Origin of the sequence: Streptomyces pyxinae (genome assembly GCF_024756275.1) — a bacterium.
Taxonomy (GTDB): Bacteria; Actinomycetota; Actinomycetes; order Streptomycetales; family Streptomycetaceae; genus Streptomyces; species Streptomyces pyxinae.
On the sequence record NZ_JANUGQ010000026.1, the window covers coordinates 1 to 12834 of the forward strand.

Below are 12834 nucleotides of genomic sequence, written 5' to 3' on the forward strand. Positions count from 1 at the left end.
CCCATCCCCCTTCCCCGGCCCGGAGGGACGGGGCTTGATGAGGTAGGGAAACCTGTAACAACCCCTACGCCAGTCAGCCGGTGAGCCGGTGGCCGTCGTGGGCGCGTACCTGCGGGGCGCCGCCGGTCAGGGCGTCGGTGATGCGGACCGCGTAGACCTCGCCCATGGTCGCGGTGACCTGATCCGGGGCAAGCCACTCGACGGCGGTGGCTTCGTCGGTGGGGTGCTCGTGCCCGCTCTCAGGAGTGCAGCGGAAGACCAGAGCGACGACGCCCAGGGCCATGTTCTTGTAGACCCCGGTGAGCCGATCGACTCGTACCTTCACGCCGGTCTCTTCGTAGACCTCCCGGCGTACGCCGTCCTCCACCGTCTCGTCCCGCTCCAGCACGCCACCGGGCGGTTCCCAGGTGCCGTTGTCCGCCCTGCGGATCGCCAGGACCCTGCCGTCCTCGCGTACGACGACACCGGCGACCGACACCGAGTGAAGAGGCGTTGACGTGCTCTGCGACCGGCTGTTACTCATGTACAGGAGAATAGGAGCACCAGAAGGACTATGGCGAGCGATGGCACGGCCTCTTCGGCCAAGGCGAAGTATCTTCAGATCGCGGACGATCTAGCGGCGCAGATCCGCTCCGGAGTGCTGGCCCCTGGGGACTCGGTTCCCAGCGAGGCTGAGCTTATGGACCGGTACAAGGTGGCGTCGGGCACGGTCCGCAAAGCGGTCGCTGAACTTCGTACGACTCAGTTGATCGAGACCCACCACGGCCGCGGATCGTTCGTGCGGTCTCGTCCCCCGGTGCAGCGCAAGTCTTCCGACCGTTTCCGCCGCGCTCACCGGAAGGCCGGCAAGGCCGCGTACCTGGCAGAGGCCGAGCAGTCGGGAGGTGTGCCCTCGGTCAACGTGCTGTTCGTCGGACCGGTGGACGCCCCGGCGGAGATCGCTGAGCGGCTGGAGCTCCCGGAGGGTGCCAAGGTGCTCGCGCGGAAGCGTCGCTACTTCCGGGGCGGCGTGCCGACCGAGGAAGCCACCTCGTATCTGCCCTGGGACGTGGTGAAGGACATCCCGGAGATGTTCGCGGAGAACCCGGGCGGGGGCGGCATCTACGCCCGCCTGGAGGAGCACGGGCACGTGCTGGCTGAGTTCACCGAGACGGTGCGGGCCCGGCTCGCCAGCAAGGCCGAGGGGTCGGCACTGGCCCTCAGCCCCGGCGCCCCCGTCTTCCACCTCGTCCGGAATGCCGCCGACGCGGCCGGCAGGGTGGTCGAGGTCTGCGACACGATCATGGCTGCTGACCAGTTCGTCTTGGACTACCGGTTCGCCGCCGGGGACTGACGCCGCTTCGCCTTCCGCAACCCGTCGCAAGATTCTTTTTCGCGGCGGGTTGACTCATGTATAGGAGTGGGTAACTCTTAATCGCGTCACTCATGTACATGAGTGACGGAGACCGTCACTTCTACAGGAGGACCCATGCCTTCCTTCAAGGTGGACACCTCGACAGCTGTGGTGTTCGTGGCCACGGCGCCGGTGCCGAAGCTGGTGAGTAAGCAGACGGGTGAGCGGGCGATGGACCGGGAGACCGGTGCGGGCCTGTCCACGGTGGGTCTGCTGATCTCGGACGAGGGTGAGGGGAACCTGTACCAGGTGACCGTGCCGGAGACCGGGCTGCCCGAGGGTCTGGCGCCGGGGACGCCGGTGTCGGTGATCGGGCTGAAGGCGCGGGACTGGGAGAACACGTTCAACGGCCAGGCCCGGCACGGGATTTCATTCCGCGCGGTCGCCGTGACACCGGTCGGGGCCTGAGCCATGACGGACCTGACGACGTTACTGGAGATCGCCGCCCCGCTGGCCGGTGCGGGAGGTCTCGGATACGCGAAGGTGCGGGCGCCGCGTGTGTACTGGCCCCTGGTCGGGCTCCCGGCGGCCTGGACCCGCTTCGGCCTCTCCTACCGGTCCACGATGGACGTGTGCGGGCTGACGGTGCAGCCTTCGCGGCTGCGGGCGTTCATGGTCCGCAATGTCGCCCGCCGCCGCGATGTGCAGCCCGTGCCGCCGAAGGTGCGCCGGGTGCGGGGTTCTGCGACCGGGATGCGGGTCACCCTGCGTCTGCCGGCCGGTCTGGAACCCGCCGACATCGCCGCCGCCTCCGAACGGCTGCGCCACGCCTTCGGCGTCCACTCCGTCCACGTCTTCGAGACCCGGCCGGGCTTCGTGGAACTGCGGATGACCGGCTACGACGTGCTGCGCCGGGTGAAGATGCCCCGCCGCCGCCCCTCGGGTCCGGTGACGGTCGCGGTGGCGCTGCGGGAGGACGGCACGGCCTTCGTCCGCGACTACCGCAAGGTCCCCCACGCGCTGACGCTGGGGGCGAACCAGTCGGGCAAGTCGATGTATCAGCGCAACCTCATCGCCGGGCTGGCCCGGCTCCCGGTGGCTGTGGTGGGTATCGACTGCAAGCGCGGTGTCGAACAGCGCGGCTACACCCCGCGGTTGTCGGCGCTGGCGGTCACGCCGGATGAGGCGTCCGGGCTGCTGGATGCCCTCGTGGCCATGATGGAAGAGCGCTTCGATCTGCTCAGTGAGCACGGTGCCGCCGATCTGTGGGCGCTGCCGGTGAAGGTCCGTCCCGTGCCGGTGGTGGTGCTGGTGGACGAGGTGGCCGAGCTGTTCCTGACCGCCGCGAAGAAGGACGAGGAGCGCCGGGACCGGATGGTGTTGCAGATGATCCGGCTGGCGCAGATGGCCCGCGCGGTCGGCATCTATCTGGAGGTGTGCGGCCAGCGCTTCGGCTCCGACCTGGGCAGGGGCGCCACCATGCTCCGCGCCCAGCTCACCGGCCGGGTGGTGCACCGGGTCAACGACAAGCAGACCGCCGACATGGGCCTGGGCGACATCGCCCCCGACGCCGTGATGGCCGTCACCGCGATCCCGCCCGACCGGCCCGGCGTCGCGGTGGCCGGTGACTCCTCCGGCGGCTGGTCGCGCATCCGTACCCCGGAGATGACCCCGGCCGAAGCCGTCGCCATCTGCCGCCAGTACGCCCACCTCACCCCGCGTCTCCCGGCCCTGGCCCCGTTCCGGCCCGCCGTGCCCGCCGACACCCTGCCGGCCGATCCCTCCCCGCTGGTCACGGCTTTCCCGTCCACCGACTAGTCCCCGCGCGGCTCCGGCGGAAGCAACCGCATCGCGTCCCGTCTGCCCGGCACCGGCGCTGTTCCCAATGTCTGATCGGGCTCGCCTGCCCGCAACGAACAGTTCTCTCCACTTCACCGCGAAGGAACAACTGTGATCTATACCGGAATCGCCACCCGTGAGGGCACCGCCCTCGACAACGCTGACGCCGCTCGCGTCCACACTCTGGCGAATGGCACCGTCGGCGCGGCCCTCATCGATGGGATGGGCCACGGCCCCCGCACGTCCGCCACCGCCCCTCTCCTGGCTGAGACTGCCGCCAGGATCTCTGCCCGGCGTAGCCCCCTCTCCGGGCTTCTCACCGCCTCCGAGCTGATCGCAGACCCGGGCCCGGACGGCGAGGAGGCCGACGCTGTTGCGGTTACCGTCCGCATTCGCCCCAGTGACGCTGTGGCGGTCGTCAACTGGACCGGTGACACCCGCGCCTACGGATGGAACGGCGATCGACTGGAGCTGTACACCGACGACCACACGGTCGGGGCCCAACTCCGAGCCAATGGCGTTGCCTTGGAAATCGCGCGGGAGCACGACAACTGGTTGCGCACGACTCTGGCTCGGGCGACGGTCGGCACGGTCTACACCGCTGGGATCTGCGACCACCTCATCGTCCTGACCTCCGATGGCGTTCACGATCAGGTTCCGGCCGCTGTGCTGGAAGCTCTCGTCCGCGAACATGCTGCCGCCCCCCAGGCCCTCGCAGACGCCCTCGTCGCCGCTGCTCGTACGGACGAGGATGGGTACCGCGACGACGCCACTGCGTTGGTTCTCCTTGTCGTCCCTCCCGTCACCTCCTGATCCCTGCTTCTGCTGGCGCTGGCTAGCTCCCGGCACCGGCCTTCCCGGAAAGGGAGGTGACCATCGTGTTTCGCGCATTCCGCATCGATCCCGTGCTGGTTCAAGCCGCCATCGCCGGTGCCCTGTCGTTCGCGCACCTGCATGACCTGGCTGAAGCCGCCGGGCAGGACGGGTGGAAGGCGTGGGCCTACCCAGTCAGTGTGGATCTGCTGCTGGTCGCGGCCTGGCGGCGGATGCGCAAGGACGCCGACAACCGCGACGCCTGGCTGTGGTTCGCCATCGCCCTGGCCGCCTCGCTCGGTGCCAACATCGCCACCGCCGGACTCCTCGACCTCAAAGCCGTCCCAGCCTGGCTGCGCATCCTCGTCGCCGGATGGCCCGCCCTGGCCTTCCTCGGCGGCACCCTCCTCGCCCACACACCCACACCCGCCGAACCGGATCCCGAGCCGACGCCCGAACCGGACCCGGCACCTGCGCCGGACATGGTGGTGGACCGGGTTCTCGACCCGGCTCCGGAACTCCTGCCGGCCGGTCCGCCCGCGGCTGCTGAACGGGCGCCCGCCCCGGTGGCAGCTCCGGCTTCGGTGCCGGTGCCTCCGGCCCTGCTGGACCACGCCCGCAAGATCGCCGCCGCTCACCAGGCCCGGACCGGCACACCGATCGAGCCGGACACACTCCGCGCCCACCTCGGCATCCCCGCCCCGCTCGCCCACTCCATCGCCGCGCAACTTGCCTGATTAGGAAGGTGGTTGATGTGTCCCGCCCGAACCGCTTCCGCGACGTGATCCGCATCGGCCCGGTGCAGATCGGCACCCACCACGACGGCCGGGGCCGCGACCGGCACACCGCCGCGTGCACCGCGCCCGGCTGCGGCTTCTCCGCCGACTACCCCGACCGCTCCGGCGCGGAACTCGCCGCCCGGACCCACCGCTGCACCCCCTGAAAGGAACCCCATCGTGCTCACCCCGAAGTACCCGGCCCCGGACACCGCCCCGGCGGTCCGTCCACCCGACACCACCACCATCCCGACCGCCCCGGTCGTCCCCGCCCCGGGCCCGGCGCTCGTGCCGGCCACGGCCGCGGCGTCGTCGCGGCCGGTCATCCGGCTCACCCCCGCCGCGCTGGCCGGGGCGGTGGCCGGTGGCACCGCCGTCGTCCTCGTCGTCGGCGCGGTGCTGGTCTCGATGCTCCTCGCCGTCGCGGTCACGGCCGCCTCGGTCGCCCTGTGTGCCGTGGTCCTGCGCTCCCTGCTCGCCCAGCCCGGCAAGGGCAGGTGAGCGGCGTGGACCTGCCCGCGATCACCGCCGCCTTACCCGCCCTCGGCTGGGCCGTCCACAGCAGTGTGCTCGGCCGCCGTCTGGCCCGGGCCCGGCGCGATCCGCTCACCGGCCTGCACACCCGCGCCGGATGGACCACCCGCGCCGAACGCATCCTGGCCACCTGCCCGACCGCGCTGGTGGTGCTGGTGGACCTGGACAAGTTCAAGACCATCAACGACACCTGGGGCCACGCGACCGGTGACGCCGTACTCGCGGCGACCGCCGCCCGCCTGTCCGCCTGGTGCGGCCGTGCCGGCATCCCCGCCCGCCTCGGCGGCGACGAGTTCGCTGTCGTCACCACCCGGGCCCTGGACGTCAGTGCCCTCACCACCATGCTCCAGCAGCCTGTGCCCGTCGCCGGGACGCTCGTTCCGGTCGGCGCCTCGGTCGGCTTCTGCCACCGCGCCCGCCTGCCGCTGCCATCCCTGACCGACGCCCTGTCCGCCGCCGACACTGCGATGTACCGGGCCAAGGGCCACGGCCGCCGCAACCACCACCCCGCTGAAAGGAACCGCTGATGGGCCTGTTCAACCGCAAGAAGGACACCACCCCGGCCAACCCCGCCATGGCCGAGCTGGGCCGTGAGTTCGCCATCGCCCGCCGCCACGGCGACCGCAAGACCATGCGCCGCATCGGCCGCGAGTACATGAACGGCGCCTCCACCGAGGCCGACGCCGCCTCGTTCCAGCAGGGCCAGGACGCCTACGACGCCCTCCCGCCCATCAACCCCCCGCGCCGCAACCAGCGCCGCCGCTGACGGCCCCCGGGGCGGCCTCGGTCGCCAAACTTCCGCCGCCCCGGGCGCCTGGACCCCCATCAGATCCGAAGGACCCGAAAGGGAACCCCCATCATGCCCCAGACGCCGACCACCTGTGTCTGCTCCCACTGCAACGGCTTCGCAATCGTCCGGATCACCACCGGCACCACGCCGGACGGCCACCACCTCACCCTGCCCGCCGCCTGCCCGGCCTGCCACGGCACCGGCCACACCACCACCCGGACCACGGTCAAGGCGGTGGCGAAGTGAAGCACATGGCGGTCTCGGCCCACATCGAGCCGGACACCCACTACGAGGTCACCCCGTTCCCGGGCCCCAACTCCTTCGTCAGCCTCCGCGTCGGTGACGGGCTCTTGGCCCTCGCCCTGATCGCCCCGGCTGGTTCCGCCGACGCCCTGCGCGCCCTGGCCACCGCCGCGACCGAAGCCGCCGGCACCCTGGACGCCCTCACCATCCGGGACGGCTCGGAGGTGACCGGCCGTGACTGACCTCACCCCCACCCCCGACCGCCCGGGCCTGCACATCAGCAAGCCGTCCCCGACCGCCACGGCCACCGCGTCCGCCGTCTGCCACTGCGGCGCCTCCGCGACCGCCACGGGTGACGCACAGGTGAGCGCCCTGATGGCCGGATGGGACACCGCCCACAGTTCCGCTCACACCAAGAGCACCGACGGGGGGACTCTCTGATGGGGATCTTCCGTCGCCGTGACGACGACGTTCAGGCCGCCGTCGACCGGGCCAAGCGGGAGGCGTTGGAGAAGCGCTGGCAGGACTACGCGCACTACGAAAACAACTGCCCCGGCCCCGGACGGGAGAAGTCCGAGAAGCCTTCGGGCTCCCCGCAGGCGGCGTGCGCCGACGCGAACACTCCTCGCGGAAGGCGCCGCCGGTGACCGACTCCGCCACCATGGCGGGCCTGGACCCGGCCACCCTCAGCGACCTGCTGCGGGTGGCCGGGGCTCCCGGCTTCGACCGCCTTCACGAACAGATCCGCCGCACCGGGGGATGCGCCGCCCCCATCCGGCTCTCCGGCGGCACCAAGACCCTCGACCCGGCCACCCGGACCCTGCTGCACGCCTACACCACCGACGCCGAACCCGGCGGGGTCCTGCGGGTCGCGTGCGGCAACCGACGGGCCTCCCGCTGCCCGGCCTGCGCCTGGACCTACGCGGGCGACACCTACCACCTCATCCGCGCCGGACTCACCGGCGACCCGGCCAAGGGCACCCCGCACACCGTGCGCGACCACCCCCGCGTCTTCGCCACCCTCACCGCCCCCAGCTTCGGCCCCGTCCACAACCGGCCCGGCACCCGCCCCTGCCGCTGCGGCACTCGCCACCCCGAGGACGCACCCGAACTCGGTACCCCCATCGACTCCGGCACCTACGACTACGCGGGCGCGGTGCTGTGGAACAACCACGCCTCCGACCTGTGGCGCTACTTCACCATCTACCTGCGCCGCGAGATCGCCGCCCGCGCCGGGCTCACCCAGAAAGCCGCCCGCGAACAATCTCGCGTCTCCTTCGGTAAAGTCGCGGAGTACCAGCGCCGGGGCGCCGTGCACTTCCATGCGGTCATCCGCTTCGACGGCCCCGAAGGACCCGACACTCCGCCGCCCTCCTGGGCCACCCTCCAGCTGCTCACCGACGCCATCCGGGCCGCCGCCGCCCGCGTCCGCGTCACCGTGCCGGCCGACCCACGCCACGAACTCGCCAGCGGCTGGGGCCTCCAGTGGGGCGACCAGATCGACGTCCAGCCCATCGCCGCCTTCGGCTCTGGAGAGGACCTGACGGAACAGGCCGTGGCCTCCTACGTCGCCAAGTACGCCACCAAGGCCGCCGAGACCACTGGGGCCGTGGACCACCCGGTCGGCAACAAGGAAGCACTGGTGCTCCTGGACGTGCCGGAGCATCCCCGGCGGCTGATGGAAGCCTGCATGGACCTCGACCCTGCCTACCCGAACCGACGGCTGCGGGCCTGGGCCCACATGCTCGGCTTCCGGGGCCACTTCTCCACCAAGTCCCGCGCCTACTCGACCACCCTCGGCGCCCTCCGCCAGACCCGCGCCGACTACCGCGCCGCCCAGCAACGCGCCGCCCTCGGCCTGCCCGACCCCGACGACCATACCGAGACAACCGTCCTCGTCGTCGCCCACTGGTCCTACGCCGGACACGGCCACACCCCCGGCGAGTCCTGGCTCGCCGCCAACGTCCGCCGGGACCTCCAGGACAACCGCGAACACGCCCGGGAATATCACGCCCAGTTCGCAGCCTCAGCCGAGGAGGAGTGGTGATCATGGCCGTACGTCTGCTCACCGTGGAACAGGTCGCCAGCCTGCTCGGCACTTCCGTGCGCTTCCCCCGGAGGCTGATCGAGGAACGGCGCATCGCCTTCGTCAGGGTCGGCCGGCATGTCCGCATCCCGGAGCCGGTGATCGAGGCATACATCGAGACCCACACCGTCCCGCCCGTCGAGCGCCGGTTCAGGGCGGTGGGCTGATGGCGAACCGCAAGGGACGGCGCCGCCGCTTCGGCAGCGTGCGACAGCTCGCCTCCGGCCGCTGGCAGGCGCGGTACCGCGATCCGCTGACCGCCGAGATGAAGTCGGCGCCACGCACCTTCGACACCAAGACCGACGCCGACGTGTGGCTGACCACGATCGAGGCGGAGATCGTGCGGGGGACCTACCAGGCCCCGGACGCCGGAAGGGTCGCCTTCGGGCCGTACGCGGACGACTGGCTGAAGCACCGGAAGCTGGAGGACCGCAGCCGGGAACGGAACGAGAGCGTGATCCGGCTGCACATCAAGCCGACGTTCGGGGCCGGGACGGTGGCCGCCATCTCCACGCCTCGGGTCAGGGCCTGGCGTACCGGTCTGCTGGAGGCCGGCGTGGGTGAGCCGACCGTGGTCAAGGCGTACCAACTGCTGCGGGCGATCCTGAACACCGCCGTGGACGACGAGCTGATCCGCCGTAACCCTTGCCGGATCAAGGGCGCCGACCGCTACGACGTGCCGGAACGGCCCGTGTTGACCGTGCCGGAGGTGTACGCGGTGGCCGACGCCATCCAGCCGTGCTACCGGCTGCTGGTGCTGCTCGCCGCGTTCACCACGCTCCGGTTCGGTGAGCTGGCCGCGCTCCGGCGCCGGGACCTCGATCCGGTCCGCTGCGTCGTCCTGGTCCGCCGCGCCCAGTCGGAGTTGCAGAACGGGCAGCTGAGCGACAAGGCGCCGAAGTCCGCCGCCGGCATCCGCCCGGTGGCCTTCCCCGCCGAACTCGTCCCGGAGGTGGACCACCACCTGGAGCACTTCGCCGGGGCCGGGCAGGACGGCCATGTGTTCCGCGGCCCGCGCGGCGGACTGCTGCGGCGCGGCAACTTCCGCGACGACTGGAGCGCCGCCCGGGACAAGGCCGGCGTCCACGCCGGTGTGCACTTCCACGATCTGCGGCATACCGGCAACACCCTCGCGTCCAGCGCCGGGGCCAGCACGCGCGAGCTGATGACCAGAATGGGGCACAGCACGACACGGGCCGCGCTGATCTACCAGCACATGACCAGCGACCGTGACCAGCACATCGCGGGCAGGCTCGGGGAGATGATCCGCCGTAGCCGGGAGACCGGCGATCCGCCGCCTTCTGGCACGTAGGTGGCACGGCCGTGATCATGCGGAAGGGCCAGCATCGGGGAAACCACCCCCTGTGCTGGCCCTTCGTCGTGAGCCCCCTGTCGGGTTCGAACCGACGACCCCCGCTTTACAAGAGCGGTGCTCTGGCCAGCTGAGCTAAGGAGGCGTTGCCGACGAGTGTAACCGGAACGGGGTCGTGGCGGCCCGGAATCGGGCCGGGGCAGGGCCGGGGGCGGGCGGGAGGAGTCGTGGACCGGGGGCGCGAGGTGCTGACAGGCGGGGGGGGGGAGGGTAGCGTCACCTCGGGTTCACGCAGGTGGGCCCGGTCCATTCCTTCCTTTACTCGGATCGTCCGGCACGTTCCTGCCGGTGAAGGGAATTCTCACCATGGCTTCTGTCACCTTCGACAAGGCGACCCGGCTCTACCCCGGTTCGACCAAGCCCGCCGTCGACCAGCTGGAGATCGAGATCGCGGACGGCGAGTTCCTCGTCCTCGTCGGTCCCTCCGGCTGCGGCAAGTCCACCTCGCTGCGCATGCTGGCGGGCCTGGAGGACGTCAACGACGGCGCCATCCGCATCGGGGAGCGGGACGTCACGCACCTGCCGCCGAAGGACCGGGACATCGCCATGGTGTTCCAGAACTACGCGCTCTACCCGCACATGACCGTCGCCGACAACATGGGCTTCGCGCTCAAGATCGCGGGCGTCAACAAGACGGAGATCCGCGCCAAGGTCGAAGAGGCCGCCAAGATCCTGGACCTCACGGAGTACCTGGACCGGAAGCCGAAGGCGCTCTCCGGCGGGCAGCGGCAGCGGGTGGCGATGGGCCGGGCGATCGTGCGGGAGCCGCAGGTCTTCCTGATGGACGAGCCGCTCTCCAACCTGGACGCCAAGCTCCGGGTCTCCACCCGCACCCAGATCGCCTCGCTCCAGCGGCGGCTGGGCATCACCACCGTCTACGTCACCCACGACCAGGTCGAGGCGCTGACGATGGGCGACCGGGTGGCGGTGCTCAAGGACGGGCTGCTCCAGCAGGTGGACACCCCGCGCAACATGTACGACCGCCCCGCCAACCTCTTCGTCGCCGGGTTCATCGGCTCCCCCGCCATGAACCTGGTCGAGGTCCCGATCACCGACGGCGGTGTGAAGTTCGGCAACAGCGTGGTACCGGTCTCCCGCGAGGCCCTCGCGGCCGCCGCCGACCGGGGCGACACCACGGTGACCGTGGGCGTCCGCCCCGAGCACTTCGACGTGGTCGAGCACGGGGGCGCCGCCGCCGCGTCGCTCTCCAAGGACACGGCCGGCGACCCGGCCGGGCTGGCCGTCTCCGTCAACGTCGTCGAGGAACTGGGCGCCGACGGCTATGTCTACGGCTCCGCCCGCGTCGGCGGCGACGACAAGGACCTGGTGGTCCGGGTCGGCGGCCGTGCCATCCCGGAGAAGGGCTCCGAGCTGCATGTCGTACCGCGCCCGGACGAGATCCATGTCTTCGCCACCTCGACCGGCGAGCGGCTGACCGGCTGACGCCCGGGATCGCGTCCCGGCAAGTCCCCCCTCCGGTCCCGCGGTTGTCCCGCACGCGGGGCCGGAGGCGTACCAGGAGGGGCGCACCGCCGCCGTCCCCGAACGCGCGTACCGGACCGCCGCCCGGGAGGGCCGTACCGGCACCGGGGACCGCATCGGCGAGGGCGCCGGCGAGCACACCGGGAGGGCGTCGGTGAGCACATCGGGCGGGCACCAGGAGAGCGCCAGAGGGCGCCGCCCACCATGATCCACTTGTCGACAAATACCCTGGCACACCCGGCAATTCACCCCACCCCGTCAACCTGCGTTTCGAAAAGAGCCCTCGAACCATCCCTCGTCGGGGTGACTAAGCGTCTGCAAAACATCACCGCCCGCTACGCTCGCTCCGTGACCCACTCAGCTCGCCGTATCGGCCGTTCCCTCGCCCTCGTCCTCCCTCTCGTCCTGGTGCTCTCCGGAACTCTCGCCGTCACCAGCGTCCCGTGGGCGGGCTCCCCCTCCGAGTCGCAGATCCTGACCGCCGCCGCCGAGGCGGACGACGTCTCGGTGCCCGCCAAGCAGCGGGCCCCGCAGGACGTGCTGCGCGACCGGCTCCTCGTCCAGCTCCAGGAGGAGGACCCGGGCGCCGCGCTGACGGGCCTCCAGCGGGCCGTGGAGGACCGTCCGTCGCTCGCCAGGCACTGCATGTCGATCGCCCGCTCCCTGGGCCGCGCGGCCGTCCAGCACTACGGCCCGACCCGCGCCCAGTCCTACGCGCGGCCGGTCTGCGACACCTCCTTCGCCTCCGGCGTCCTGCACGCGAGCTGACCACCATCCCGCCCGTGCCCGGGGTGCGCCTATCGTGCGCGGTATGCACACCTCTCCCACGCAGGCCGTGGTCCTGGCGGGCGGCCAGGGCTCGCGACTGCGCCCGTACACCGACGACCGCCCCAAGCCGATGGTCGAGATCCCCGGAACCGGGGTCCCGATCATCGGCCATCAGCTTTCCTGGCTGGCCGCCGAGGGAGTGACGGACGCCGTCGTCTCCTGCGGCCACCTCGCCGGCGTCCTCCAGCAGTGGCTGGCGGAGGCCGAACTCCCGCTGCGCGTCTCCACCGTGGTGGAGTCCGAGCCCCTCGGCCGGGGCGGCGGACTCAAGCACGCCGCCGCGCGGCTGCCGCACCCCGACGAGCCGTGGTACGCCACCAACGGCGACATCTGGACCCGTTTCTCGCTGCGCGAGATGGCCGCCTTCCACACCGAGCGGGACGCCACCGCCACGCTGGCCCTGGCCCGTCCCCGGATCCCGTGGGGTGCCGTGGAGACCGACGCCTTCGGCCACATCACCGACTTCATCGAGGCGCCCCCGTCGCCGTTTCTGATCAACGCCGGGGTGTATGTCTTCTCGCCGGAGTTCACCGCGCTGCTGCCCGATGTGGGCGATCACGAGCGCACCACCTTCCCCCGCCTCGCCCGCGAACGCCGGCTGGCCGGCTACCCGCTGCCGCAGGGCGCGTACTGGCGGGCCATCGACACCGCCAAGGACCTCACCGAGGCCGCGAAGGAACTGACCGCCGGCCGCGCCTGACCCCCGCCCCGGCCCCCGGCCGTCCCGTCCACCCCCGT

Annotated in this window: 20 protein-coding genes and 1 tRNA gene; 19 read left to right on the top strand and 2 right to left on the bottom strand. The window is 71.4% G+C overall.

Going from position 1 to position 12834, the window contains the following annotated elements:
• Window positions 1-73: 73 nt before the first annotated feature.
• On the bottom strand, window positions 74-535 hold the full coding sequence (locus NX801_RS24390) for an NUDIX hydrolase (protein WP_258790137.1): 462 nt from the start codon (window positions 533-535) through the stop codon (window positions 74-76).
• An 18-nt stretch (window positions 536-553) separates the two neighbouring features.
• Here NX801_RS24390 and NX801_RS24395 point away from each other — a divergent pair, with 18 nt between their 5' ends.
• The 16 genes from NX801_RS24395 (at window position 554) to NX801_RS24470 (ending at window position 9726) form a co-directional block, all read left to right on the top strand.
• Window positions 554-1333 carry a GntR family transcriptional regulator gene (locus tag NX801_RS24395; protein WP_258790044.1) on the top strand — a complete coding sequence of 260 codons (780 nt, stop codon included), beginning with the start codon at window positions 554-556 and terminating at the stop codon, window positions 1331-1333.
• A 135-nt stretch (window positions 1334-1468) separates the two neighbouring features.
• Window positions 1469-1801: an SCO3933 family regulatory protein gene (locus tag NX801_RS24400; RefSeq protein WP_258790045.1), complete on the top strand. Its 333-nt coding sequence runs from the start codon at window positions 1469-1471 to the stop codon at window positions 1799-1801.
• A 3-nt stretch (window positions 1802-1804) separates the two neighbouring features.
• Window positions 1805-3151, top strand: coding sequence for an FtsK/SpoIIIE domain-containing protein (locus NX801_RS24405; RefSeq protein ID WP_258790046.1), 1347 nt, complete (start codon window positions 1805-1807; stop codon window positions 3149-3151).
• Window positions 3152-3283: 132 nt separating this feature from the next.
• Window positions 3284-3985 carry a SpoIIE family protein phosphatase gene (locus NX801_RS24410; protein ID WP_258790047.1) on the top strand — a complete coding sequence of 234 codons (702 nt, stop codon included), beginning with the start codon at window positions 3284-3286 and terminating at the stop codon, window positions 3983-3985.
• A 65-nt stretch (window positions 3986-4050) separates the two neighbouring features.
• Window positions 4051-4722, top strand: coding sequence for a DUF2637 domain-containing protein (locus NX801_RS24415; RefSeq protein WP_258790048.1), 672 nt, complete (start codon window positions 4051-4053; stop codon window positions 4720-4722).
• A gap of 17 nt (window positions 4723-4739) precedes the next feature.
• Window positions 4740-4928: a mobile element transfer protein gene (locus NX801_RS24420; RefSeq protein WP_258790049.1), complete on the top strand. Its 189-nt coding sequence runs from the start codon at window positions 4740-4742 to the stop codon at window positions 4926-4928.
• A 13-nt stretch (window positions 4929-4941) separates the two neighbouring features.
• Complete coding sequence (locus NX801_RS24425) at window positions 4942-5262, top strand: SpdD protein (RefSeq protein ID WP_258790050.1); 321 nt, start codon at window positions 4942-4944, stop codon at window positions 5260-5262.
• Window positions 5263-5267: 5 nt separating this feature from the next.
• Window positions 5268-5822, top strand: coding sequence for a GGDEF domain-containing protein (locus NX801_RS24430; protein WP_258790051.1), 555 nt, complete (start codon window positions 5268-5270; stop codon window positions 5820-5822).
• Window positions 5822-6061 carry a hypothetical protein gene (locus NX801_RS24435; protein ID WP_258790052.1) on the top strand — a complete coding sequence of 80 codons (240 nt, stop codon included), beginning with the start codon at window positions 5822-5824 and terminating at the stop codon, window positions 6059-6061. Before NX801_RS24430 ends, NX801_RS24435 begins: the two co-directional genes overlap by 1 nt.
• A 93-nt stretch (window positions 6062-6154) precedes the next feature.
• A complete protein-coding gene (locus NX801_RS24440; RefSeq protein WP_258790053.1) occupies window positions 6155-6331 on the top strand; it encodes a hypothetical protein in 177 nt (58 codons plus the stop codon).
• The gene (locus NX801_RS24445) at window positions 6328-6570 is read left to right on the top strand and encodes a hypothetical protein (RefSeq protein ID WP_258790054.1); all 243 of its coding nucleotides are present in this window, start codon (window positions 6328-6330) and stop codon (window positions 6568-6570) included. Before NX801_RS24440 ends, NX801_RS24445 begins: the two co-directional genes overlap by 4 nt.
• Window positions 6563-6769 (top strand): hypothetical protein, encoded by a 207-nt coding sequence (locus NX801_RS24450; RefSeq protein WP_258790055.1) that lies wholly within the window; start codon window positions 6563-6565, stop codon window positions 6767-6769. Before NX801_RS24445 ends, NX801_RS24450 begins: the two co-directional genes overlap by 8 nt.
• A complete protein-coding gene (locus NX801_RS24455; RefSeq protein ID WP_258790056.1) occupies window positions 6769-6975 on the top strand; it encodes a hypothetical protein in 207 nt (68 codons plus the stop codon). The genes NX801_RS24450 and NX801_RS24455 overlap by 1 nt, the downstream gene beginning before the upstream one ends.
• Window positions 6972-8375: a replication initiator protein RepSA gene (repSA, locus tag NX801_RS24460; RefSeq protein WP_309505886.1), complete on the top strand. Its 1404-nt coding sequence runs from the start codon at window positions 6972-6974 to the stop codon at window positions 8373-8375. Before NX801_RS24455 ends, repSA begins: the two co-directional genes overlap by 4 nt.
• 2 nt (window positions 8376-8377) lie before the next feature.
• Entirely contained in the window at window positions 8378-8581 is a 204-nt protein-coding gene (locus NX801_RS24465) for an excisionase family DNA-binding protein (RefSeq protein ID WP_258790057.1), read from the top strand.
• Window positions 8581-9726 carry a tyrosine-type recombinase/integrase gene (locus tag NX801_RS24470; RefSeq protein ID WP_258790059.1) on the top strand — a complete coding sequence of 382 codons (1146 nt, stop codon included), beginning with the start codon at window positions 8581-8583 and terminating at the stop codon, window positions 9724-9726. Before NX801_RS24465 ends, NX801_RS24470 begins: the two co-directional genes overlap by 1 nt.
• 71 nt (window positions 9727-9797) lie before the next feature.
• On the opposite strand, the gene NX801_RS24475 is transcribed toward NX801_RS24470, so the two are convergent.
• Window positions 9798-9871 (bottom strand) — tRNA-Thr (locus NX801_RS24475).
• Between the two features lie 221 nt (window positions 9872-10092).
• On the opposite strand from NX801_RS24475, the gene NX801_RS24480 reads away from it, so the two are divergent.
• The 3 genes from NX801_RS24480 to NX801_RS24490 all read left to right on the top strand — a co-directional run bounded on the left by NX801_RS24480 (window position 10093) and on the right by NX801_RS24490 (window position 12796).
• Window positions 10093-11229 (top strand): ABC transporter ATP-binding protein, encoded by a 1137-nt coding sequence (locus tag NX801_RS24480; RefSeq protein ID WP_258790060.1) that lies wholly within the window; start codon window positions 10093-10095, stop codon window positions 11227-11229.
• A 387-nt stretch (window positions 11230-11616) separates the two neighbouring features.
• Window positions 11617-12036, top strand: coding sequence for a hypothetical protein (locus NX801_RS24485; protein ID WP_258790061.1), 420 nt, complete (start codon window positions 11617-11619; stop codon window positions 12034-12036).
• 43 nt (window positions 12037-12079) lie between these two features.
• Window positions 12080-12796 carry a nucleotidyltransferase family protein gene (locus NX801_RS24490; protein WP_258790062.1) on the top strand — a complete coding sequence of 239 codons (717 nt, stop codon included), beginning with the start codon at window positions 12080-12082 and terminating at the stop codon, window positions 12794-12796.
• Window positions 12797-12834: the final 38 nt, after the last annotated feature.